The following is a 24223-nucleotide window of genomic DNA, read 5'->3' as shown; positions in this document are numbered from 1 at the left end:
CCCTAGTGAGCTTCGTCCCAGTTATTCCCGACGCCAGCTTCAACCAATAAGGGAACGTCCAGTTCGGCTGCTGCAGACATCCGTTTCACCAGTCCGGCCCGGATTTCGTCAACGACGGATTCCTTTACTTCCAGAATCAGTTCATCGTGAACCTGCATGGTCATGCGGGCGTCGTCGGCATGTTCTTCAAGAAGCCAGCTTTCCACATCCACCATGGCGCGTTTGATGATATCCGCAGCAGTGCCCTGCATGGGGGCGTTTATGGCGGTGCGCTCGGCCGCCTGCTGCAGCTGCTTGTTGCGGGCGTTGATTTCCGGAAGATACAGTCGGCGACCGAACAGGGTTTCTACGAAACCCTGTTCGTGAGCCTGTAGACGGATGTTATCCATGTATTTCAGAACACCGGGGTAGCGTTCGAAATAGCGATCGATGTATTGCTGGGCGAGTTTGCGCTCAACGTCCAGTTGCCGCGCCAGACCAAACGCGGACATGCCGTAGATGAGGCCGAAATTAATGGCTTTCGCACTGCGGCGCTGATCTGACGATACGTCCCCCAGATCGACTCCGAATACTTCCGATGCGGTAGCCTTATGGATGTCCTCACCATTCTCAAAGGCTTTGAGCAGGCCTTCATCACCTGAAAGGTGCGCCATGATCCGGAGCTCAATCTGGGAATAGTCGGCAGCCACCAGTTTGTAACCCTCGGGTGCGATGAAGGCCTGGCGTATACGGCGTCCCTGTTCGCTACGAATGGGGATATTCTGGAGGTTTGGTTCCGACGACGATAACCGGCCGGTGGCGGTGACAGCCTGATGGTAAGAGGTGTGTACACGGCCGGTGCGGTAATGAATCAGCTCCGGCAGGGTGTCCGTGTAGGTCGACTTCAATTTGCTCAGGCTGCGATGTTCAAGAATCAAGCGAGGCAGTTCGTGTTCGTGGGCCAGTTCCTGCAGAACCGGTTCTGCCGTTGATGGCGCGCCCTTGGGGGTTTTTTTGATGACCGGGAGCCCCATCTTGTCGTAGAAGATTGCTTGCAGTTGTTTGGTGGAGCCCAGGTTAAAGGTCTCGCCGGCAACCTCGTGGGCTTCCTTTTCGAGTTCTCCCAGGCGTTCTGCGAGTTCCTGACTGTGCCGGCGCAGAGTGCTGGCACTGATCAGGGTTCCGCGCTGCTCCATACGGGAAAGCACCGGAACCAAGGGCAGGTCAATGTCCTCATACACCGAAGCCAGCCTTCCGGTTTCTTTCAGTTTTGGTTCCAGGGTCTGGTGCAGACGCAGGGTAATGTCCGCATCTTCGGCGGCATAGGGGCCAGCCTTTTCAAGTTCGATCTGGTTGAAGGTGAGCTGTTTTGCGCCTTTGCCTGCAATCGACTCGAAGCTGATAGTCGCCTCGCCCAGATAGAGCATTGCCAGACTGTCCATATCGTGGCGGGTAACCACAGAGTTCAGCACATAGGATTCCAGCATCGTGTCCTTGGCAATGCCCTCAAGAGAAATGCCATGGTTGGCCAGAACATTCTTGTCATATTTCAGGTTCTGGCCGACTTTTGCTAATCCGGGATCTTCAAGCAGAGGTTTGAGCTGGTCCAGAACCGTTTCACGGTTCAGCTGCTCGGGAGCGCCCATGTAGTCGTGTGCAAGGGGAATGTAGGCGGCCTCGCCCGGTTCGAGAGCGAAAGAAACACCGACTATTTCGGCATCCATGTACCGGAGGCTGGTGGTTTCGGTATCGAAGGCAAAGAGTTGCGCCGCCTTCAGGCGCTCCAACCATTGATCCAGTTCTTTCTGATCAGTGATGATGCTGTAGTTCTTTTCGGGCGCTGGTTGCCGGGCGCCGGCCTGCGCCTGCGCAGATGTGGTGTTGTCGCTGGTTTCCAGCTCTGCGACCCAGGTCTTGAACTCGTATTCCCTGAACAGCTCCAGCAGTTGCTGATCATCCTGTTCCCGAAGTTTCAGATCTTCCAGCCCGAAATCCAGCTCTACGTCGGTACGGATAGTGGCCAGTTCCCGGCTCAATGGCAGGGTCGTGGTGGCTTCGCGCAGGTATTCCCCGATCTTTCCCTTGATCTCACCGGCGTGTTCGATAACGTTGTCAACGTTATCATAGCTCTGTAGCCATTTTACGGCGGTTTTCGGGCCGCACTTGTTCACTCCGGGAATGTTATCAACCTTGTCGCCCACCAACGCCAGATAATCAACAATTTGCTCCGGAGTGACTCCAAACTTTTCCACAACACCGTCCCGATCCATCCGGGTTTCGGTCATCGTGTTAATCAGGGTCACGTGATCGCTGACCAGTTGTGCCATATCCTTGTCGCCGGTGGAAACCACTACATCGATGCCTTTGTTGGTGGCTTCGTCGGCCAGTGTGCCGATCACATCGTCGGCCTCTACGCCGGTGACCATCAGCAGTGGCAGGCCCATGGCTCTGACGATCTGATGAATGGGTTCGATCTGGCAGGCCAGATCTTCTGGCATCGGTGGCCTGTTAGCCTTGTACTCTTCGTAAAGATCGTGCCGGAAGGTTTTACCCTTGGCGTCGAAGACCACGACCATTTTAGAGCCGGGGAAATCCTGTTCCAGCCGCCGGATCATGCTGATCACACCTTTAATGGCGCCGGTAGGGTGATTTTTGCTTGTGATCAGTGGAGGAAGTGCATGATAAGCACGGAAAAGATAGGACGAGCCGTCCACAAGAACCACGGGTGGTGTGTTTTTGCTGGTCATGTCAAAACAGGTCCGGAATCTGATTGAAGCGTGGGTTGGCTTATGCAACTCTGTACTGGAATTGATGGACGAAAGGGTACCACGAAAATGAAACGAATCACCTGCCCGGCTTTGATGCTCGCCAGCTTGCCTCTGGCTGCGTTGGCACAGGAAAGTGGTGCGCTGGATGAGACGCCGGTGGCAACGCCTGAAGAGCCGGTGGTGATCTCTGATTACCAGCCGGAAAGTCAGGGGCCGCAAATTGTTATCCGCCCCGGAGAGAAAGAGGTGTTCTATGAATACCGGATCAATGGCCAGCTAATGGAGATCAAAGTGGTACCGGAAGTCGGGCCCGAGTACTACCTCGTGCCTGCAGATGGCGGCGGCTGGATCCGGGAAACGGACTCTGACATGTTGGTGCCCAGCTGGGTGATTTTCCGCTGGTAGACCCCAGCCAGGTCAGGCTCGCAGCTGCCATGCGCTTCTCGCTTTTAGTATGAATATTCTAATTTTAGGGCGTAACTTGGTTTCTGAGATTGAAGGAAGACCCTGGTTGCATTGGCTTTAACGGGGTCTTGGAACTTTCAGGAAGCCAAGGAGAATCATCATGGGTAAACTCAAGTCTTATCAGGAACAGCTTCAGGATATCGTAACCAAGGGCATCAACGCCGCCGAAGAGCAACAGAAGAAGCTGGCTTCCAAGCCGTTCGACTACGCGGAGAAGCTGGAATCTGAAGCGCGGGAATACAGCGTAAAAACACTGCGCAAGCGTTATAACGGATACAGCGACAGCCTGTTCGAGCAGCTGCGCAGCCTGAACAGTCGTTTCGGTAGCTTTGCTGGTGATCTGGTCGCCAAGCTTGAGAAAGAGGCTGCAGAAGGTGCAGATGTTGTAGCTGAGGCTGCTGATGATGTGTCTCTCGCTGCCGGGGATGCCAAGAAGGCGGTTGAGCCGAAGAAGCCGGCTGCACGCAAGAGCACTGCGCGCAAAACCACGTCTACTGCCAAGAAAAGTACCGCTTCTGCCTGAGGCTAAGGCAGCGTTTCACTGAAACGGTAAGTGATACAGAAGGTCGCCAGGTAAAATCGGCGGCCTTTTTTATTCTGTGGCGAGATCGGGCGAAGAGTCAGTTTTCGGTTCGGGTATGATCGAGCGGTAAGGTTCGTGCTTTGCCCGTGACCTCTTCCAGGCGTTCAATTTTGGCCTCAAAGGCCCTGCGCATAAGTTCGATATCTTGGGACTGTGAAGTGATTTCCCGCTCAATGTCACGAATCTGGGCTTCCAGCCGCCGGATCTTTTCCAGGGTGGTTTCGGGGATCTCACGGCCGGCCCGCTCCATGTCTGCGGCCCGGCTTTGTTCGTTATCCAGTTGGCTGGATATCACTGAAATATTGCCGCGCTTGAGCTGGATCAGGCCCTCAAGCTCCCGAACCTTACGGTGCATGGCTTTTACTGCCTGGTCAGGGTGACTGAAGCGTTTGAGCAGTTGCCTGTCTCTTTCGAGCTGTTCGGCGAGCGCCTTCTGTCGTTCTTCTTCCGCTTCACGGGCGGCAATCTCGTCTTCGGTAGGCGCAGGAGGGATGGTTTCTATCACTCGGCCATTACTGCTTAGGATGTCATAGCCCCGTTTGGTGGCTTCCTGAGGGATGGTGCTGCTGATGACGACCTGACCGCTTTTATCCGTATAACGGTACATGTTGGCCGCTACCTGGGCAGAGAAACCCAGGGTCAGCGCTAATGCCGTAGCTTTGACAGACAGTAAGGTCAGTCGGTTGGCCATCACTCAGACTCCGTAACGATCACGATAATCGGCTACCTTTTCGGCGTGCCCGGAAAACTCCGGATTGGCTTCAAGATAGTCCAGTATCTGCTCAAGGCGAATGATGCTCACCACCGGGATGCCGAATTCTTGCTCAACTTCCTGGATGGCGGAACGTTCGCCATTGCCTTTTTCCTGACGATCTAATGCAATAAGCACGCCGGCCGGTTCGGCTCCTGCAGCCCGGATGATATCGATGGATTCCCGGATAGCTGTGCCCGCAGTAATGACATCATCCACAATCAGCACTTTGCCCTGCAATGGTGCGCCAACGATGTTGCCGCCCTCTCCATGATCTTTCTTTTCCTTGCGGTTAAACGCAAAGGGTTTGCTGTTACCGTCTGTAGCCAGCGCCATTGCGGTGACAGTCGCCAACGGAATGCCCTTATAGGCAGGTCCGAAAATAATGTCATACTCAAGTCCGCTGCGAGCGAGCGCAGCGGCATAGGCTTTGCTTAGCTGGAGCAGGTCGTCTCCGGTATTAAACAAGCCAGCGTTAAAGAAGTAGGGGCTGGTTCGGCCCGACTTGAGAGTGAACTCACCAAAGCGTAATACATTTCGGCGGATGGCAAATTCGATAAATTTTTGCTGATAGTCGTGCATGACAAGGCTTCTGGCGGGTGTTGATCTTTAATTAGCGCGTAAAAACGGTATCATACACACAAACCGAATCAGGGAACACGTATGCGGGTAGTATCAATCAGCGTCAACGGCCTCGCCCAGGCTGTTGAAAATGGCTTTTTCGATTGGCTGGTGGAGCAGGACGCTGACGTGGTCTGCGTCCAGGACCATCGGATGCGGGCCTATGAGATTGAGGACTACAACCTGATCCCAGAGGGGTACGAGGCCTATTTCATTGATGGCGAGAAAAACGAAGATGGGGGTGTCGGCATTTACACGCGTCATTTTCCGAAGGCCATCATGTACGGTTTCGCCAATGAGCAGGCTGACCGGGAGGGCCGGTTCATTCAGGCCGATTTTGACAAGGTTTCTGTCGCATGTGTGTTGGCGCCCTGTGCTCTTGGTCGTGAAGAAGAGCTGACCGGCGAGGACGATTTGACGGTTCTGGACCACAAGGACGAATTTCTGGAGTCCTTCGGGTTGCACATGCAAAAAACGTTGCGCAAACGCAGACAGTTCATTTTGTGTGCAAACCTCCAGACTGCGCATCACGTTACCGACGCGAGTCCTCTGTATCACAAACTGGATTTTTCCGGTTTCCTGCCCCACGAGCGTGCCTGGCTGGATCGCCTGTTTGATGAAATGGGATGTGTCGACGGATTTCGCGAGATCAACAAACAGAGCAACCAGTTCACCTGGTGGCCGGAGCAGGCGGAAGGGTCTCGTAAGAATGCCGGGATTCGGGTGGATTACCAGCTGTTGACGCCGGGAATCCGGAAAACCATTGAGGATGGTTGGATTGACGACTCGGTTGAGTTCTCCGATCACGCGCCGGTGATCATGGATTACGATATCGAAATCGGCTTCTGAAAGTCAGATAGTGCCAGAGCAGTAACGGGTTCGGAGGGGAAAGGCTTCACCCTCCGGACACGCAGACACCAAGCTAAGCTTCAGCCTTCCAGCGCCGCCTTCTGAATTTCAAATAACTGCTCAATTCCCTGTTTTGCCAGAGTCAGCATGCTGTCCAGTTCTGACTGGTCAAAAGGTGCACCTTCCGCCGTTCCCTGAATCTCAATAAAGCCGCCCTGGTCGGTCATGATCACGTTCATGTCGGTTTCGGCTTCGGAGTCTTCCGGGTAGTCCAGATCCACCACTGGTGTGCCCTTGTAAATGCCAACCGAAAAGGCTGCGATCATCTGCTTGAGCGGCGATTTCTTCAGACGCTTCTCGGCGACCAGGTGGTTCAGGGCATCCACCAGTGCCACGCAACCGCCGGTGATGGCAGCGGTGCGGGTGCCGCCATCGGCCTGGATGACGTCGCAATCGATGGTGATGGAATGTTCACCGAGGGCGGTCAGGTCGACGGCCGCACGCAAAGACCGGCCGATCAGGCGCTGGATTTCGACAGTGCGACCTCCCTGTTTGCCGCGGGCGGCTTCCCGGCCCATACGGCTGCCGGTGGAGCGGGGCAGCATGCCGTACTCGGCGGTGATCCAGCCTTTGCCTTCGCCCCTCAGAAACGGCGGGACCTTGTTTTCGACAGAGGCGGTGCAGATAACTTTGGTGTCGCCGAACTCCACCAGGACGGAGCCTTCAGCGTGGCGAGTGTAGTTGCGGGTGATTCGAACATCTCTTGGTTGTTCGGGTGTTCTGCCGCTTGGACGCATAGTATTTCCTGAAGTCAGTATTGAATGTCCGGGTGCGTGACCCGGTCGAAGATTTGTCGAAAAGGCCGAGAAGTATATCACGTTGGCCCCGGGCTTTTGTTGGGTTCGCCGTGGATGTCAGGAGCCTGTTAAACTCAGGGGCTGATGATTAACCAAGAGCGGAGCCGACATGATCCGAAGTATGACCGCATTTGCCCGGAAAGACGTTCAGGGAGACTGGGGTACGCTGACCTGTGAAATCCGGACCGTGAACCATCGGTATCTGGAGCCTTCGTTTCGCCTGCCGGAGGCGTTCCGGGAACTCGAGAACCGGTTTCGGGAGGCGCTGCGCAAGCAGTTGAAACGGGGCAAGGTGGATGTGTCCATGCGTCTGCAGCCGATCGAGAAGGCGGCCCAGAGCTTCGAAATCAGCGAGGAAATGGCCCAGGCGGTTAACGAGGCGGCAAACCACATTAATCGGATGCTGGATAACCCTGCCCACATAAATGCTCTGGATATTCTTCGCTGGCCGGGCGTGCTCTCGGTACAGGAACAGGATTACAGCCCGGCGAAAGACGCGGCTGTCAGTCTGTTCGAACAGACGGTTGCCGAGCTGTCTTTGGTCAGGGAGCGTGAAGGTGAGCGGTTGCGACCGTTGTTTGAGGACCGCCTGAAAACCATGGGCGATCTGGTGTCGAATGTGCGCACACGAATGCCGGCATTGCTTGAGGCCCAGGAGCGCACGCTCCGGGAGCGCTTCGAGAAAGCCAAAGTGGAGCTGGATTCCGAACGTGTGGCCCAGGAGATGGTCATGCTTGCCCAGAAGAGCGATGTGGCAGAGGAGCTGGACCGGTTGGATGCTCACATTGGCGAAGTGTCCGATACTCTCCGGAGCGAGGATGCCATTGGCCGGCGCCTGGATTTCCTGATGCAGGAGCTGAATCGAGAAGCCAATACTCTGAGCAGCAAGAGCATTGATGCCGGCGTGACTCGCATTGCCGTGGACCTGAAGGTTCTGATCGAGCAGATGCGGGAGCAGGTGCAGAATCTGGAGTGAGGCAGGAAGCCTGGGTTGGGTGTTTAGCCCTGTTCCAGGCTGTCCAGTCGGGCCGGCAACTCGAACACCAGTTTTCGTTTGTTTAACGGACAGTCGAACTCCAGATAGCAGGCCAGTAGTTGCAGGGGTGGTCCACCCGCGCGACCGTAGAGCCGGTCACTGATGATCGGGTGGCCCAGGCCAGCCAGATGCCGGCGGATCTGGTGTTTTCGCCCGGTTTCGATACTCACCTGTACCAGGGAGGTCTGATCAGCTTCGTTGGTGGCCAGTGTAGAAACCCGGCTGACGGCCGATTTGCCTTCAATGGGGTTGTCCACGAGTTGATCCTGGGCGTCTATCAAACCAGTCACCCGGGCCCGATAGCGCTTGGTCATGGTTCGGGCCGAGAAACACTGGGACAGTGCGCCGGCGGCTTTCGGGTCGTGAGCAATAAGCATCAGGCCTGCGGCATCCGCATCAAGGCGATGGATCAAGTAGCATGGCCGGTCGAGATTAAGCTCTGCCAGCCTGAGCAGGCTGCAATGGTCCCCCCACTGGGAACCCTGAGCAAGCAACCCGTGAGGCTTGAACCAGACGGAGTAACGTTCTAGATCCTCCAGCAGAACCGGATCTTCCGGCTTTCTTGCCAGTACCTTCTCATCGTAGAACAGTTGCAGTCGGATGCCCGGCTTGAGTTCTTTGGTCGCTCGGCGCAACCTCAGGCGCTTCCCCTTGTGAGTCCACCAGCAGGCACCTTTGGTCATGGCGTCTTTGATTTTCTGGCGAGAGAGTCCGGGAGATGCTTCGCTCAGGGCGTCGACGGCTTTTGCTGTCGTCTCGAGAGTAATATCGATGGTGGTTCGCATGGAATCTGTCATTTATTGAGCGGACGATGCGGTAAATGGTATCAGCTGGCGTCCCGTTGGGGTGCGGTGTTTTTTCAAAGTCCGTATAATTCGCGGTTTTACCGGTCGGAACAAGCGGCCGTCGCGTTCAGGTTTGGAGTTTTCGGCTTATGAGTCAGGCAGTTGAGCAGGGTACCCTGTACGTTATTTCTGCGCCATCCGGTGCCGGCAAGACCAGCCTTGTAGCGGGCATGCTGCGTAATGATCAAAAGCTCGGTGTTTCCGTCTCCCATACCACCCGCACAATGCGAGAGGGTGAGCAGGACGGCGTTAACTACCATTTTGTCAGTCGGGACACCTTTGAGTCGATGATCTCCCGGGGCGACTTTCTGGAGCACGCCGATGTCTTTGGCAACTACTACGGAACGTCCCAGGTCTGGGTGCGGGAAGCGCTGGCGAGAGGGCAGGATGTTATCCTCGAGATCGATTGGCAGGGCGCCACCCAGGTTCGTCGCCTGATTCCCGAGTGCGTCAGTATTTTCATCGTGCCACCGTCCCCGGAGGTATTGCGTGAACGACTGGAAGGGCGGGGTACTGATGCGCCAGAGATCGTGGAGCGCCGCCTGGCAGAGGCCGAAGAGGAATGCTGCCACGCGGTGGAGTTCGATTTTCTGGTGGTCAATGATGACTTCAATGCTGCCCTTGCGGATCTGCTCGCCATTGTCAGGGCCCAGCGCCTTCGAATGGAGGCCCAGCAGGCCAGGCACCAGGCGTTGCTGGCCGGATTGTCCGGTCCGGGCTGATACGGAGTTTTTCTGTATACAAATTGAGCCGGCCGAAGTAAACTGTGCGGTCTGCTAAAACAGTCATTTTATTTGTCGGGGAAGTTATGGCACGAGTTACCGTTGAAGATTGTCTGGAAAACGTTGATAACCGCTTCCAGCTGGTAATGCTGGCTACCAAGCGTGCCCGTCAGCTCGCTACCAAGGGTGCCGAGCCGATGGTGGCTGAAGAAAATGATAAGCCGACGGTGATTGCCCTGCGCGAAATTGCCGAAGGTAAAGTTACTCGGGATCTTCTCAAGGAAGGCGACGACGAGTAAGTTGTCTGTGGGCAGGAGAGGTAATTGACTGTCTGCATGCGAGAAGCATTGAAATCTGTCCCCGCGGTTTTATAGTGTAGCTATAGAACGTTGCTGGAAGGACTGAGGAAGGACCCGGATGCGTGCATTCGGGTTTTTTTGTCCCTGAATTTCATGAAGTCGTGGAGGCGCGGTGTCGGCAGAGGCTACGGTTGAAGGACTGGCTCGAGAGCTCAGCTCCTATCTCGATACCAATCGCATTAATCAGGTGCGGCGCGCCTACTATTATGCCGAGCAGGCCCATGAAGGGCAGATGCGTAAAAGCGGCGACCGCTACATTACACACCCGCTGGCCGTTGCTCACATCCTTGCTGATCTCAGGCTTGACCATCAAAGTCTGATGGCGGCAATGCTCCATGATGTCATTGAAGATACCGGCATTCCAAAAGATGCGCTGGCGGAACAATTCGGTGACGATGTTGCGGAGCTTGTGGACGGGGTCAGCAAGCTGACCCAGATTGAATTCCGTTCCCGGGCTGAAGCCCAGGCTGAGAATTTCCAGAAAATGACCCTGGCCATGGCCCGGGATATCCGGGTCATTCTGGTGAAGCTGGCGGATCGACTGCACAACATGCGAACCCTGGGCCCCATGCCCTATGAAAAGCGCCAGCGCATTGCCACCGAGACGCTCGACATCTACGCGCCAATCGCCAATCGTTTGGGTATGCACTCCATCTGCACCGAGCTTGAGGACCTGGGGTTCACGTCCTTGTACCCCATGCGTTCGAAGTACATCTCCAAGGCCGTGGATAACCTTCGTGGCAGCCACCGGGAAATCATAGAGGATATTCGAGGCAAGCTTGAGGAAAAGCTGGAAGAGCGAGGCCTGCCAGGACGGATTCTGGGCCGGGAAAAGCACTTGAACAGCATCTACAACAAGATGAAGTTCAAGCAGAAGTCGTTTCATGAAATCATGGATGTGTATGCCTTCCGGATTATCACTGATACCGAGGATGACTGTTATCGCATCCTCGGTGCTGTGCACAGCCTCTATAAACCTCTGCCGGGTCGGTTCAAGGACTACATCGCCATGCCCAAGGCCAATGGCTACCAGTCCATCCATACCACGTTGTTCGGCATGCATGTGAACATTGAGATCCAGATCCGTACCGAGGAAATGGAGCATATTGCCAACAATGGTATTGCGGCTCATTGGATGTATAAGAACGAGCCCAGCAGTGTAACCAGTGTGAATCAGGCGAGGGTGGACCGCTGGGTGAAAGGGCTCATGGAAATGCGCGAGCGGGCCGATGACTCCATGGAGTTTATCGAGCACGTGAAAGTGGACCTGTTTCCTGATGAGATTTACGTGTTCACCCCCAAGGGCCGGATCATGGAGTTGCCCAGTGGCGCCACCCCGGTGGACTTTGCGTACGCGATACATACCGATATCGGCAACGCCACTGTGGCCTGCCGTATCAATCGCAATCTCGGTTCCCTCAGTCAGTCGCTGCAAAGTGGCCAAACCGTGGAGATTATTACGGCACCCGGTGCCCGGCCCAACCCGGCGTGGCTCAGCTTTGTCGTAACCGGCAAGGCACGTAGCAGTATCCGCCATGTGCTAAAAAGTCAGAAGCGCGCAGAATCGTTGGATCTGGGGCGTACGCTGTTGAAAAAATCCCTGAAAGGGTTTGGTGCCAAGCTGTCGGAGATCAGTGATGGCCAAAAGCAGGCCGTTGTTAATCATAATCAGGTGAACAGTTTTGACGATCTGATCAGTGACATTGGCCTGGGCAACCGGATGGCCTACCTGGTTGCTCGTCAGCTCGCCAGTGGTTCCGGGGTTGCTGAAGCGGAGGACGCGCCCCGGGATATTGAGGGTGGCAACCACATTCCGGTGACCATTCGTGGCACTGAGGGCCTTCTTGTACGGTTTGCCAGCTGTTGCAAGCCGATTCCCGGGGATCCGGTTGTCGGGGTGATGGATTCGGGTAACGGTATGGTGATTCATTCCGATACCTGCTCCCGGCTGCCCGAGGACGATGAGGGCGTGGCACGACTCACTCATCTGAAGTGGGCCAAGGATATAACTGATGAGTTTTCTGTCGAGCTGCGGGTTGAACTGGAGCGCCAGCGCGGCGTGATTGCCGAGATGGCCAATGCAGTGGCTATGGCTGACGGCAATATCGAGCGAATCAATGTGGAAGAGCAGAATGCCCGGTTTGGCGTTGTCAGTCTTGTTGTGCATGTACACGGACGCCGCCATCTGGCACGGGTCATGCGCCGGATCCGAAATATCCGTGCGATTACCCACATCAGTCGGGTAAGGCACTGAGCTCGAGCATGGCCTGGTTGACAGGCGTGCGGTGCAAGCGCGACGATTGGCGTTTTGGATGAGAGGAAAGTGAGTGTCATGACCAACAAATCCGTAATTCAGACCGAGAATGCGCCACAGGCGATTGGCACGTACTCCCAGGCGGTAAAGGCAGGGGATACCGTGTACCTGTCTGGCCAGATTCCACTGGTACCCGAAACGATGGAAGTGGTGGCTGGTGACTTTTCCGCCAAGACCCGGCAGGTGTTCGATAACCTGAAGGCTGTCTGTGAAGCCGCGGGTGGTGAGTTGAAGGATATTGTAAAACTGAACATCTACATGACAGACCTGGCGAACTTCGCCACGGTGAACGAGATCATGGCTACCTATTTCCCGGAACCGTATCCGGCCCGTGCAGCGGTGGGTGTCGCAGCCCTGCCCAAGGGCGTGCCCATTGAAATGGAAGCGGTCATGGTGCTCAGCTAGGGTCTGCTCTCACCGGGATTGCGAAAAAGGCGGCTCTGGCCGCCTTTTTTAATGCCGAAGTGTCAGCCCTGGTCGATCATAGCGCGGTATCCGGCCCGGTAGTCCGGGTAGCGGAATCGGAACCCGGTGCTCAACAGTCTCTTGTTACTGCAGCGTTTACTGCCGGCGCGTCCGCCTTTGCGAGCATCCGGCTGTGGCTCGGCGCAAGGGGTCTGCTGTCGTACCCAGTCCACTACCTCGTCTAGCCTGACAGGCTCGCAATCGCTGGCAATGTAGCAGGACTCCAGTGTCGCCCCTGAAAGTGCCACTTTCACCAGATGGGCTGCCGCGTCTGCCGCATCCTCTTCATGAATGCGGTTGCTGAAAGGTGCCGGTGTCGCTGGATTCATGCGTCCTTCCTGAACCTCCTCAAGAAAGCGCCGTCGTGATGGTCCATAAATGCCGCTGTATCGGATGATGGTCGCTGGATGGCCGCTTTCCAACGCGGTTTTTTCACCGGCGAGAATCTGCTCACCGCTGAACCGGGCGGGGCTGGTAGGACTGGACTCATCCACCCAGCTGTCGTCATTCTGTGAATAGACACTGGTGCTGCTTACAAAGAACAGATGTTTGAGAGGGCGATCGTTCAAGGCAAGTAGCAAGTTCGTCAGGCCTGTCACGTAGGCGTCGCGATATCCCTGCTGATCGTAGCTGGAGGGCGTGAGGCAATAGAGGATGATGTCGAGATTATCCGGCAGCCTGCCGGTAAGAGTGTCTGGCCGCGTCAGGTCTGCGCCTATCCCCTGAATGCCCTCAGGAACACGCGCAGGGTTTCGGCGCAGGCCGAAAACCGTGGCTGAGGTGTTCAGCCGGCTGGCAATGGCACCACCGAGTTTGCCGCAACCTGCCACCAGAATTCGAGGCTCTTTACTACGTTCAGTGATTGCCATAGACAATTTCAATCCTTATGCTTTACCTCATAAATTAGTGGAACTTCGACCCGCATTTTTCTGACCGGAGCTCACCATGACTCTCACCGAGTTACGATACGTCGTTACACTGGCCCGCGAAAGGCATTTTGGCAGGGCTGCAGAGCGTTGCCATGTCAGCCAGCCAACGCTCAGTGTTGCCGTTAAAAAGCTGGAAGACGAGCTCGGTATTCCCCTGTTCGAACGAAGCAAAAGCAGTATCCGTGTGACCGAAACCGGGCTACGTATTATTGAACAGGCCCAGCGGGTCTTGGATCAGGTAGGGCTGATCCGGGATATGGCCCAGGACGGCAAAAATCAGCTTAATTCGCCACTGAAAGTAGGTGCCATCTATACCATCGGTCCCTATCTGTTCCCGCACTTGCTGCCGGAGCTGCGGCGTGCCGCACCGGAAATGCCGCTTTACATCGAAGAGAACTATACCGCTACCTTGAGACAAAAACTCCGGCAGTCTGAGCTGGATGCCATCATTATTGCTCTGCCGTTTGAAGAGCCGGAAGTTGTCACGTTGCCGCTCTATGACGAGCCATTTGTGGTTCTGCTACCGGCTGGACATCCGTTGGCCAGTAAAGATGAGCTGACCGCTGACGAGCTTGCCAAGGAGCAATTGCTGTTGCTCGGGCCGGGCCACTGTTTCAGAGACCAGGTGCTTGAATCCTGTCCTCCACTGGTAGAAGCGGTGACGCACAGGGCGAATAACGGGTCTCCGGCTCTGGTAACCGAAGGCAGTTCCCTTGAAACCATTCGCCACATGGTCGCCTCCGGTCTGGGTATTACAGTGTTACCACTCTCGGCTGCTACGGCCATGCAGTATCAGGAAGACATCCTGGCGGTGCGGCCATTTGCCTCCCCGGTACCGTTCAGAACGGTGGCCCTGGCCTGGCGGGTCACCTTCCCGCGCCCCAAGGCTATTGATGTGCTCTCACTGGCGGCAAGCCAGTGTCGGGTAATTGAAAAGGCGAAAACAGATACACCGGTTGTGGCCGAAAGCGCCTGAGTTTGCCTATGACGTCACTGGATGACATTCCGGTCACCCAGCTCAAGGGCGTAGGAAGCGCCCTGGCAGAGAAGCTTGCCAAGCTGGGAATTACCTCCCTGCAGGATCTGTTGTTCCATTTACCTCACCGCTACGAGGACCGGACCCGGGTTGTGCCGATGGGCAGCCTGCGAATTGGCGATGTCGTTGTCGTCGAAGGGGAGGTTATGAAAGCCGACCTGGTGATGGGGCGCCGGCGCAGCCTGCAGGTGACTCTCCGGGACAGCACCGGCTTTCTGGTGATGCGTTTCTTTCATTTCAACGCCGCACAGAAGAACCAGTTGAGCGAGGGCTCCAGAGTCCGCTGCTTTGGCGAGGTGCGTCCGGGGCGCGCCGGTTATGAGTTCTACCATCCCGAGTACCAGGTAAATCCGCCGCCCATGCCGGCGGAAGGTGAGGCGACCCTGACGCCAGTGTACCCCCTGACCGAGGGGATACAGCAGCCCAGAGTGCGCTCGCTGTGCCAGCAGGCTTTGGGCTATCTTCAGCGGTTCCCGATTCGAGACTGGTTGCCTGAGAACCTGTTGGCCGAGTACCAGCTTCCCGGGATTTCGGAAGCTGTCCAGCTCGTGCATTCTCCGCCAGCCAATGCGTCGGTAAATCGGCTGATGGAAGGGCGTCACCCGGCGCAACAACGCCTGGTGATGGAAGAACTGCTTGCGCATCAGCTGAGCCTGCTTCAAGTGCGTGATCAGATTCAGGCCCGAGAGGCACTACCACTTCTCCCGACAGGGGATTTGCCCGAGCGTTTCCTTGATGCCCTGCCGTTTGCGCTCACCGGTGCCCAGCGCCATGTTCTGGCTGACATCCGTCAGGATCTGAGTCAGCCGCTGCCTATGCTCCGGCTTGTTCAGGGAGACGTTGGCTCCGGCAAGACCGTGGTGGCGGCGTTGGCGGCTTTGCAGGCTATTGGCTCCGGTGCGCAGGTTGCCCTGATGGCGCCTACCGAAATCCTTGCCGAACAGCATTTTCAGAATTTCCTAACCTGGCTTGAACCCCTTGGCATTCGCATTGCGTGGCTGTCGGGGAAGGTGAAAGGTAAAGCCCGGGCTGAGGCGCTGAAAGAGGTTCACTCTGGTGACGCCCAGGTGGTTATTGGCACCCATGCGCTGTTTCAGAGTGATGTCGAGTTTCATCGCCTGGCCCTTGTTATTGTGGATGAGCAACATCGTTTTGGCGTTCACCAGAGGCTGGCCTTGCGGGAAAAAGGAGTTGGCGGCTCACTGGCACCTCATCAATTGATTATGACGGCGACTCCGATTCCCCGTACTCTGGCTATGAGTGCCTATGCAGACCTGGACACCTCGGTTATTGACGAGCTTCCACCTGGACGGAAGCCGATTGACACGATCGTGATACCGGATAGCCGCAGGGAAGATGTGATTGAGCGCGTCAGAGGCGCTTGCCGGGAGGGGCGACAGGCCTACTGGGTCTGCACGCTGATAGAGGAATCCGAAGCCCTGCAGTGTCAGGCCGCCGAGGTCACCGCCCAGGCGTTGGGCGAGCGATTGCCAGACCTGAAAGTGGGATTGGTGCACGGTCGACTGAAGGCCCAGGAAAAGGCGGCCGTGATGGGGCAATTCAAGGCTGGTGAGTTGGACTTGTTGGTCGCCACTACGGTGATTGAAGTCGGAGTTGATGTCCCCAACGCGTCGCTGATTATTATCGAGAATCCGGAACGTCTGGGCTTGGCCCAGCTGCATCAGCTTCGGGGGCGTGTTGGTAGAGGTGAGCAGGCCAGTTTCTGTGTTTTGATGTACCATCCGCCGTTGTCAGACAATGGCAAGGCCCGATTGCAGGCGCTCAGGGATAGTCAGGATGGTTTTTTTATCGCCGAAAAAGACCTGGAGATTCGCGGCCCTGGAGAGGTGTTGGGTACCAGACAAACCGGTATGATGCAGTTCAGGCTGGCGGACTTTGAGCGCGATAAGGGGTGGATTGAACCGGTTCGGGAAATGGCGCCAGCTCTGATGGCTTATCCGGAAAATGTCCAGGCCCTTGTCCGTCGATGGCTTGGTGAAAGGACCCGCTATGGCGACGTTTAGAAACGTGGCTTCATCACGAAAAATCAGGAAAGGCGGTTGGAACTAGAGCTCAGTCAAGCTCAGGGTCATTTCTTTGGCCTATACTGGACTTAGAGTGGTTTTCACGCTTTGGTTATCCGACGGAAAACAGCAATATTCGGGAGAGATTTATGGAATTACCTGTCTCAGTTCAGCAGGCTTTGGGTGAGACCGCTGCGGGTGTATCCCTGAGGGATGCGAGTACCGCGAGCCGAAAAGAACTGTTGCGGATGGCGTTGCTCACTGATGAGCAAGGGAACCTTCAGGTAATTTGTCGCAAGGACGATCTGATTGATCTGGAACAGTTAAACAAACAGCTTGGCCGTGATTTTCGACTGATGAAGCGTCGAGAGCAGGTGAGGGTAAGGGAACGGACGGGTCTTAAAGCGCTTCCTGCATTGCCTTCACTGACAGGCTGGCCGACTCTGGTCGATAAACGTGTGGATGAACTTTCTGCGGTCGCGTTGGAGCTCGGCGAACAGAATCTGGCGATGGTTATGCCGGCTGAGGATTTTCAAGCTCTTACCGCAAATGCCGATCGCTGTTCTCTCGCCGTTGCCCTTGAATCCATTTCGGTAAACTACGATGACCACGACAAGGATCGGGACCAGTTCCATTCGGCCATCAAGAAGTTCACCGGCTTGAGAATAAAACAGCGTCTTGTAGACACGCTTGAGTTGCCACCGTTACCTGAAACGGCGCAGAGGATCATTCATCTGCGGGTTAACCCCAATGCAGTCATGGGAGACCTGGTCGATATTGTTGAGAGTGATCCGAGCCTGGCAGCCCAGGTCGTCAGCTGGGCGTCCTCTTCTTTCTATGCCGCCGCCGGCCAGGTAAAGTCGGTGCATGACGCGGTGTCTCGGGTACTCGGGTTTGATTTGGTTATGAACCTTGCCATGGGTCTTTCGTTGGGGCGGGCGCTCAAGCAGCCTCAGGATCACCCCGAGGGCTATGTTGATTACTGGCAGCAGGCAATCTGGCAGGCCCAGTCTGCAGGCATTCTGGCCAGTATGATGCCCCGTGGTGAGCGTCCGGTATTCGGTCTTGCCTATCTTGGCGGGCTGCTTCACAACTTTGGTCTTCTGGTTCTGGCACAAGTGTTCCCGCCTCATTTCAAGCTGGTGTGCCGTTCTCTGGAAGTGAATGCTGATATCGATTCCTCGGTCACCGAGCATTATCTGCTTGGGATTACCCGGGAACAGATCGCGGCCCAGCTGATGGAAAATTGGGGTATGCCGGACGAAGTCACACTCGCGATCCGGTATCAGAAGAACCCATCCTATGAGGGCCATCACAGTGTTTATGCCCGGTTGTTGTGGCTGGGTCGACAACTGTTAACCGCCAGAGGCGTAGCGCTGGGTGCGGGTGGAGACGTCAGTCAGTCCGTTTACGATGAGCTGGGCCTCAATCGGGAGCAGGTTGAGGAACAGTTTGATGAGCTGGTTAATAACAAGGACAGCGTTATGGCGATGGCTGGCATGATGAGCCAGTAGCTAGCGGATTGTCCGAATCGTAAAAACGCCTTCAAAAAAAGCCGGCTCCGAGGCCGGCTAGTTCACCCGCTATACAGCGTAGAGTCGTCCAAGCTTATAAGGAGAAAACAACGTCAGGTGGCACCTTCCGCAGAGAACAAGTGCCTCCTTGTTTTAAATGTAGCTCTTAAACGAAAAAAGAAAAGTCGATCGTTGTAAACCAGGTGGAACGAACCGCGAGTTGGCTTCTCAAACCAGCCGGCTGGTTGATTTTTACAGGTTGAATTGTCCTTTCTGCAGTGCCTTGCCAAACAAAACACGGACAACCAGGTTTGCCCCGGATGGTTTGAAGTGGGGTGACTGACCTTACGTTGAGAAAGACTGGTGTCGAATGGCCGTTGCCGCGCGGCGAATCCTATCGGCGTGCTTCTGTTCCACCTCAAACCGTTCTTTGTCCATTTTATCCACAAATTTCGTATCGGTTGCCTGCCGCGCCCGATGTGTTGGCATGTGTTGTAATTGGTCGTGAACCTCCTGGAACACGTTGAATGGTGCTTGCCCAAGGAGTTCGGGAGCAACGTGATCCAGGAGGCCCTTGAGTCTCAGGCAGGCTTCCGAGTATTCGATCTGATCTTCTTCAATCGCCATCGCGATAACATGAATGCTGCGGATCATGTCTTTCCGGCGATTCACCTGAAACTCTTCGGCTTTCGCTTGTCGCTTGCGACTTTCAGAAAGCAGTCCCATCTGGCTTCGGATAAACATCACTAACAGAATGATAGCGATCAGACCGGCGATTATCAGACTCCACTGCAGCCACTGTGGCATTGTCGGTTCCTTTTCTGGTTCAGACCCGTTTGTGTTGGCGTTCTGGACCCCAGACTCTGACAGCAACAGGTTGCCCGTTCAATACGAAGGTAGCGGAGAGTGGATCAATTCGCCTGTCGACAAGCATCGGGTTGGCGAGGGTAGGGAGAGCGAGGAGGAGAACGCCGGCTTTCAGACAGAAAGCCGGGAAAAGCCTTCAATGACCACAACGAGCTATAGCACGTTGGCTCTGCGCCGGGCCAGCATAAGACCTGCCAGGCCTAAACCGAGTAACGCCAGACTGCCCGGTTCCGGAACGGAGGCTTGTTTGCCATACAAATTGACATGCGAGAGTCCACCGCCCGTGTGTTTGCTGAACATTGAACCGAAGAAGAAGTCCCAGGATCCCGAAGATGCGCCCGGTTGGAGTTCAAAGACAAACCATTGATCATACGTTTGACCGGTTCCGAACTTAAACCCGATTGCCCCTTCAGAGAAGTCATCCCAGAAAGCCTGGTCAAAACTCCAGGTACCGTTCTTGCCACTCTGATTTTCCTGAGTGTAGGCCAGTGAGTAAGGGTTTGTCCCGTCTGTTAAGCTGGCTACACCATAATCATTGCCGGCAGGACCAGTAAGAAAAATATCCTTCGAGGGATTGCCTGTAATGTTCCCGCTTCCCGATGCCAAGCAGGCGGCCGCCTCAGTGTCATCAATCTGCATGTAGTTTTTCGATGGGTCTGTATTGCATGAAAGCATTGCGCCCAGAGTGCTCGCACTGTAGATGGTGCCAGTCACTGCCAGCCCGAAAGTAAAAATGATTTGCTTTTTATTCATGGCGCTCTCCGGATGCCTCAATGGCATTTTCAATAATAGAAGCAAAAGCAGGTCTTGGGCCAAAACTCAATTAGCCTTCATTATCAAGTGCGTAGGTTTTTTTGTTTCCGGCTAGGAATGTAGCGGTGTAAATAAAGCTGACGATCAAAATAGAAAATGGTGGGCCCAGCAGGACTCGAACCTGCGACCAAGGGATTATGAGTCCCCTGCTCTAACCAACTGAGCTATAGGCCCGTTCAGCGAACGCTGTTTTGAAAGGTGTTTCCGGAAGGGGGAAACAGAGCGGGCGCCATTATACCGGTGAGGTGAGGCGCCCGCTACTGTTTAGGGAATTATCCCTGATTGCCCTGATCGTCGATAAAGCCGCGCAGGTGATCGGAGCGTGACGGATGACGCAGTTTGCGCAGCGCCTTGGCTTCGATCTGACGGATCCGCTCCCGGGTAACGTCGAACTGTTTGCCGACTTCTTCCAGGGTGTGGTCGGTGTTCATCTCGATACCGAAACGCATCCGCAGGACCTTGGACTCGCGAGCGGTCAGGCCTGCAAGCACGGAGCGGGTGGCTTCGCGCAGGCCTTCCGCGGTAGCAGAATCCACCGGGGAGAGGGCCTGGATATCTTCAATGAAGTCGCCCAGATGGCTGTCTTCGTCGTCGCCAATCGGGGTTTCCATGGAGATCGGCTCTTTGGCGATCTTCAGTACCTTGCGGATCTTGTCCTCAGGCATTTCCATACGCTCGCCCAGTTCTTCCGGTGTCGGTTCGCGACCCATCTCCTGCAGCATCTGGCGGGAGATCCGGTTGAGCTTGTTAATGGTTTCGATCATGTGCACCGGGATACGAATGGTGCGGGCCTGGTCCGCAATAGAGCGGGTGATGGCCTGACGAATCCACCAGGTTGCATAGGTAGAGAACTTGTAGCCGCGGCGGTACTCGAACTTGTCGACAGCCTTCATCAGGCCGATGTTGCCCTCCTGGATCAGATCCAGGAACTGCAGGCCGCGATTGGTGTACTTTTTGGCGATGGAGATAACCAGTCGCAAGTTGGCCTCAACCATTTCCTTCTTGGCGCGGCGAGCCTTCGCTTCGCCAATGGAGACGCGACGGTTGATTTCCTTGATATCGGCAACGTCCAGATCCACTTCGGTCTGAACGTTCTGAATCCGCTTTTGCAGACGAACAATTTCGTCAATGCGCTCGGCAATCGGTGCAGCGTAAGGCTTCTTGCTCTTGGTGATTTTGTCAGCCCAGTCCAGGTTGGTCTCGTTACCCGGGAATGACTTGATGAAATCCTTGCGCGGCATTTTGCACTCGCGGACGCAAATCTGCATGATTGCGCGCTCGTTTTCACGCACCAGATCATTGGTGGAGCGAACCACGTTCACCAGCTCATCAAACGCTTTGTTGGCAAGCTTGAACGGTGCAAATACCTGGCCCAGTGCGTTCAGGGCTTCCTGGGTTTTCTTGTCGGAACGGCCCAGCTTGGCCAGTGCCTTGTTTGCGGCATCCAGCTTTTCGTTGAGTAGCTCGAAGCGGAGACGGGTTTCTTCCGGATCCGGCCCGTTTTCGGTTTCTTCTTCCGAGGAATCTTCGTCATCGTCCGAAGAGGAATCGGAATCGTCTGAGCTTTCGGTGGTGGTTTCCTCACCCATAAACGGTTCGGCGTCGTCCGGATCGAGGAAGCCCGTTACGATGTCACTGATGCGACCTTCGTTTTCGAGAATGCGGTCGTAGGCCTGAATGACCGTACCGGCGGTGCCCGGGAAGTGGGCAACAGCCGCCATCACATCACGAATGCCTTCTTCGATACGCTTCGCGATGACGATTTCGCCTTCGCGGGTCAGCAGTTCGACAGTGCCCATTTCACGCATGTACATGCGCACAGGATCGGTGGTGCGCCCGGCATCAGTCTCAACGGCGGCCAGTGCGGCGGCGGCCTCAGCGGCTGCTGCTTCGTCAGCGGTGGAGTCGCCCTCGGTCATCAGCAGGGTATCGGCGTCTGGAGTCTCCTCCGTGACCTGTATACCCATGTCGTTGATCATTCGAATAATGTCTTCGACCTGATCCGGGTCGGCGATGTCTTCCGGGAGGTGGTCATTTACCTCGGCGTAAGTCAGGTAACCTTGTTCTTTGCCTCGTGCAATGAGGTCTTTCAAACGTGATTTTTGCGAATTGCCTGACATAGACACCCTGTGAACTCGCTTCTAGAAGGAAAAAAGTTAAACAGCCATTATAGCTGTCGCTCAGTTGCTCTGCCACCAAGGAGCTTTCGCCCAGTGGTTAGATGGTGATCAGTGCGTCAAGTTTCAAGTGCTGCTAGTCCCCGGTGCCACCACTGAGGGCTCTCAGCTCCTGTCGTTCCTCGGTTGAGAGGTTCGACAGATTTCGTAATAGTGTGGCAAGCCGCTGTTGGCGGGATGCCTCTTCGTTCGGGCTCAGGAGCTCTCTTGCGGCGGCGAGAGTGCTTTCCCGCGCCGGAATATGCTCAATCCCGTCAAACAGGTGGTAAAACCGCTCGCGAGCGGTTTTGTCCAGCGCCAGCGCTTTGACCAGCGTTTTCTGATCCCGGATGACTTTTGCCAGGATCCAGTCAGCAAAGCTCCGGGCCTGATTGAACTGCCGGGAGCTGCGGGCCAGTTCATTCACCTCGGTCGCCAGGTCTGGCGCTTCCAGCAGGGCGAGACAGAGAATGCTGTCTTTGCTGAGTTTTACATCAATGCGATCTTCGCTAACCCGATTCCGTCGCTCGCCGTTCCAGTTTCCTTTTTGCCCCTGATGACGGTTTTGCCACTGATTACGGCTACCGCAAAGCCGGAGCATTTCATGCCACATGGCATCCCGAAGGGTGCTTCTGGGCATTTTGTTAATCAGAGGTTCAACTCTGGCTCTCAATTCCCCCCGATGTTCCGGCAACTGCAGATCCAGTCCCTCGCTCTGCCGGTCAAAAAGGTACCGGGACAAGGGTGTGGCCCCTTCAATGCGCTTCTGGAAGGCATCGGGCCCCTCCTTGCGTACAAGGGTGTCCGGATCCTCGCCCTGGGGCAGCATCAAAAACTGAAGATGGAGGCCATCGGCCATCAGTTCCAATGCATTTTCCATCGCCCGATCGGCGGCCCGGAAGCCGGCCTGATCGCCGTCAAAACAGAACACGATGTGCCGTACCTGTTTCAATAGGGCCGTCAGGCTGTCCTGATTCGTCGCCGTGCCCAGTGTGGCGACAGCATCGTGTATGCCGTGCTGGGCCAGGGCGATGACGTCCATGTAGCCTTCAACCACGAGCAACTTGTCGAGTTGCCTGATCGCCTGCTTAGCTTCAAACAGACCATAAATCTCGCGGCTTTTATGAAATACATCAGACTCCGGAGAGTTGATGTACTTCGCCTTGTCGTCTCCAAGGGTGCGGCCTCCGAACGCGACGGTCCGGCCACGGCTGTTGCGAATCGGGAACATTACCCGGTTTCGGAACAGGTCTCTGGGACGACCATATTTATCGGAAACCGTACCGGTTTCGAGCAACGGGCCCTGCAGATCCTTGCTGGCTGCTTCATAAAGGGCCGCACCTGTCGAGGGCGCAAAACCTACCTGGTACAGCTCGATGATCGCCTTGTCCAATCCTCGTTCAAGGAGGTAGTCCCGGGCATAGGTGCCTTGCTGCCCGTTCAGCGCTGACTGGTAAAAGCGGCTGGCAAAGTCCAGGGCGTCGGTTAATGTCCGTGCCTGCTGGATTTCCTGCTTGGCTGCCCGGTCGTAGGGGACTTCCAGTCCCACCCGCTTGGCCAGTTCTTCGACTGCCTCGGTGAAACCCAGGCCATCAAACTCCCTGACAAAACTGATTGCATCGCCATGAGCGCCACAGCCGAAGCAGTGATAAAAGCCCTTGTCAGGCCGGACATTGAACGAGGGTGTTTTCTCGTCGTGGAACGGACAGCAAGCCTTGTAGTTGGCCCCAGCTTTCTTGAGTGTAATGCGTGAACCGATCAGTTCTGCCAGGTCAATGCGATCCAGCAGGTTTTCAACAAATTGTTGAGGGATCAGTCCGCTCATGGGGGCTCCACATCAGGCCGTCATCGGAGTTGGCCAATAGCCAAAAATGCCGCCGAAGCCAGGCCTCGGCGGCATTTTTGAGTCGCTCTGTGCAGCCTGCGGCTGTACAGGCAATCAGTGCTTTGCAGTCAAGCGGCGTCGGATGAAGCTTAGTACAGACGCTCGAACTTGCGCTGTTCCCGCTGAAGCTTCTTGAGATGACGCTTAACGGCAGCGGCTGCTTTACGCTTGCGAACAGCGGTCGGCTTCTCATAGTGCTCACGACGACGTACTTCTGAAAGTACACCCGCTTTTTCGCAGGAACGCTTGAAGCGACGCAGTGCTACGTCAAACGGTTCATTCTCTTTCACTTTAACAGCTGGCATTCGGAAATCACCTACCTGATAGATTCGGTTTCAATTTTGTCCGCCTGGCATAGCCAGACCGGTTCTCGATCCCTGGTCAG

21 protein-coding genes, 1 tRNA gene and 1 pseudogene are annotated in these 24223 nt (G+C 55.6%); 11 read left to right on the top strand and 12 right to left on the bottom strand.

Annotated elements, in window-relative coordinates:
* Positions 1-2: 2 nt before the first annotated feature.
* A complete protein-coding gene (gene polA, locus KO499_RS12620; protein WP_215984112.1) occupies positions 3-2726 on the bottom strand; it encodes a DNA polymerase I in 2724 nt (907 codons plus the stop codon).
* Between the two features lie 87 nt (positions 2727-2813).
* Here polA and KO499_RS12615 point away from each other — a divergent pair, with 87 nt between their 5' ends.
* Together KO499_RS12615 and KO499_RS12610 are read left to right on the top strand one after the other, a co-directional pair.
* A complete protein-coding gene (locus KO499_RS12615; protein ID WP_215984111.1) occupies positions 2814-3152 on the top strand; it encodes a DUF2782 domain-containing protein in 339 nt (112 codons plus the stop codon).
* Positions 3153-3312: 160 nt separating this feature from the next.
* Positions 3313-3735 carry a hypothetical protein gene (locus KO499_RS12610; RefSeq protein ID WP_215984110.1) on the top strand — a complete coding sequence of 141 codons (423 nt, stop codon included), beginning with the start codon at positions 3313-3315 and terminating at the stop codon, positions 3733-3735.
* 97 nt (positions 3736-3832) lie between these two features.
* On the opposite strand, the gene KO499_RS12605 is transcribed toward KO499_RS12610, so the two are convergent.
* Positions 3833-4486 carry a DUF4124 domain-containing protein gene (locus tag KO499_RS12605; protein WP_215984109.1) on the bottom strand — a complete coding sequence of 218 codons (654 nt, stop codon included), beginning with the start codon at positions 4484-4486 and terminating at the stop codon, positions 3833-3835.
* Positions 4487-4489: 3 nt separating this feature from the next.
* Positions 4490-5128 carry an orotate phosphoribosyltransferase gene (gene pyrE / locus KO499_RS12600; RefSeq protein WP_215984108.1) on the bottom strand — a complete coding sequence of 213 codons (639 nt, stop codon included), beginning with the start codon at positions 5126-5128 and terminating at the stop codon, positions 4490-4492.
* 81 nt (positions 5129-5209) lie between these two features.
* Between pyrE and KO499_RS12595 the strand changes: the two genes are divergently transcribed.
* Positions 5210-6016: an exodeoxyribonuclease III gene (locus tag KO499_RS12595; RefSeq protein WP_215984107.1), complete on the top strand. Its 807-nt coding sequence runs from the start codon at positions 5210-5212 to the stop codon at positions 6014-6016.
* Between the two features lie 80 nt (positions 6017-6096).
* Here the strand turns inward: KO499_RS12595 and rph are convergent, their stop codons facing one another.
* Positions 6097-6813 (bottom strand): ribonuclease PH, encoded by a 717-nt coding sequence (gene rph / locus KO499_RS12590; RefSeq protein WP_215984106.1) that lies wholly within the window; start codon positions 6811-6813, stop codon positions 6097-6099.
* 169 nt (positions 6814-6982) lie between these two features.
* Between rph and KO499_RS12585 the strand changes: the two genes are divergently transcribed.
* Positions 6983-7849: a YicC/YloC family endoribonuclease gene (locus KO499_RS12585; protein ID WP_215984105.1), complete on the top strand. Its 867-nt coding sequence runs from the start codon at positions 6983-6985 to the stop codon at positions 7847-7849.
* A 23-nt stretch (positions 7850-7872) separates the two neighbouring features.
* Here the strand turns inward: KO499_RS12585 and KO499_RS12580 are convergent, their stop codons facing one another.
* Positions 7873-8694, bottom strand: coding sequence for an RluA family pseudouridine synthase (locus KO499_RS12580; RefSeq protein WP_215984104.1), 822 nt, complete (start codon positions 8692-8694; stop codon positions 7873-7875).
* Positions 8695-8843: 149 nt separating this feature from the next.
* On the opposite strand from KO499_RS12580, the gene gmk reads away from it, so the two are divergent.
* The 4 genes from gmk to KO499_RS12560 all read left to right on the top strand — a co-directional run bounded on the left by gmk (position 8844) and on the right by KO499_RS12560 (position 12554).
* A complete protein-coding gene (gene gmk / locus KO499_RS12575; protein ID WP_215984103.1) occupies positions 8844-9476 on the top strand; it encodes a guanylate kinase in 633 nt (210 codons plus the stop codon).
* A gap of 86 nt (positions 9477-9562) precedes the next feature.
* Complete coding sequence (rpoZ, locus tag KO499_RS12570; RefSeq protein ID WP_215984102.1) at positions 9563-9775, top strand: DNA-directed RNA polymerase subunit omega; 213 nt, start codon at positions 9563-9565, stop codon at positions 9773-9775.
* A 172-nt stretch (positions 9776-9947) separates the two neighbouring features.
* Positions 9948-12089 (top strand): RelA/SpoT family protein, encoded by a 2142-nt coding sequence (locus KO499_RS12565; protein ID WP_215984101.1) that lies wholly within the window; start codon positions 9948-9950, stop codon positions 12087-12089.
* A 78-nt stretch (positions 12090-12167) separates the two neighbouring features.
* Positions 12168-12554, top strand: coding sequence for a RidA family protein (locus KO499_RS12560; protein ID WP_215984100.1), 387 nt, complete (start codon positions 12168-12170; stop codon positions 12552-12554).
* Between the two features lie 62 nt (positions 12555-12616).
* On the opposite strand, the gene KO499_RS12555 is transcribed toward KO499_RS12560, so the two are convergent.
* Entirely contained in the window at positions 12617-13483 is an 867-nt protein-coding gene (locus KO499_RS12555) for an NAD-dependent epimerase/dehydratase family protein (protein WP_215984099.1), read from the bottom strand.
* Between the two features lie 76 nt (positions 13484-13559).
* On the opposite strand from KO499_RS12555, the gene KO499_RS12550 reads away from it, so the two are divergent.
* The 3 genes from KO499_RS12550 (at position 13560) to KO499_RS12540 (ending at position 18117) form a co-directional block, all read left to right on the top strand.
* Positions 13560-14519, top strand: a complete 960-nt coding sequence (locus KO499_RS12550) for a hydrogen peroxide-inducible genes activator (protein ID WP_215984098.1) — start codon at positions 13560-13562, stop codon at positions 14517-14519.
* Between the two features lie 8 nt (positions 14520-14527).
* Positions 14528-16603: an ATP-dependent DNA helicase RecG gene (gene recG / locus KO499_RS12545; protein WP_215984097.1), complete on the top strand. Its 2076-nt coding sequence runs from the start codon at positions 14528-14530 to the stop codon at positions 16601-16603.
* A 149-nt stretch (positions 16604-16752) separates the two neighbouring features.
* Entirely contained in the window at positions 16753-18117 is a 1365-nt protein-coding gene (locus tag KO499_RS12540) for an HDOD domain-containing protein (protein WP_215984096.1), read from the top strand.
* Positions 18118-18462: 345 nt separating this feature from the next.
* Here KO499_RS12540 and KO499_RS12535 read toward each other — a convergent pair whose 3' ends face one another.
* From KO499_RS12535 to rpsU, 6 genes and pseudogenes are all read right to left on the bottom strand, one after another.
* Complete coding sequence (locus KO499_RS12535; protein ID WP_215984095.1) at positions 18463-18924, bottom strand: DUF2489 domain-containing protein; 462 nt, start codon at positions 18922-18924, stop codon at positions 18463-18465.
* A 213-nt stretch (positions 18925-19137) separates the two neighbouring features.
* Positions 19138-19233: pseudogene (locus KO499_RS19975) on the bottom strand (PEP-CTERM sorting domain-containing protein); the annotation flags it as partial.
* A 661-nt stretch (positions 19234-19894) separates the two neighbouring features.
* Positions 19895-19971, bottom strand: a tRNA-Ile gene (locus tag KO499_RS12525).
* Between the two features lie 98 nt (positions 19972-20069).
* Positions 20070-21917, bottom strand: a complete 1848-nt coding sequence (gene rpoD / locus KO499_RS12520) for an RNA polymerase sigma factor RpoD (protein WP_215984094.1) — start codon at positions 21915-21917, stop codon at positions 20070-20072.
* Between the two features lie 133 nt (positions 21918-22050).
* Entirely contained in the window at positions 22051-23778 is a 1728-nt protein-coding gene (gene dnaG, locus KO499_RS12515; protein ID WP_215984093.1) for a DNA primase, read from the bottom strand.
* A gap of 149 nt (positions 23779-23927) precedes the next feature.
* Positions 23928-24143 (bottom strand): 30S ribosomal protein S21, encoded by a 216-nt coding sequence (rpsU, locus tag KO499_RS12510; RefSeq protein ID WP_007153483.1) that lies wholly within the window; start codon positions 24141-24143, stop codon positions 23928-23930.
* Positions 24144-24223 lie beyond the last annotated feature (80 nt).

The sequence above is a fragment of the Marinobacter sp. F3R08 genome (genome assembly GCF_018860425.1).
In the GTDB taxonomy this organism is placed as follows: Bacteria; Pseudomonadota; Gammaproteobacteria; order Pseudomonadales; family Oleiphilaceae; genus Marinobacter.
Note: the sequence above shows the minus strand (reverse complement) of the source record. Positions and strands in the feature narration are given on the sequence as shown.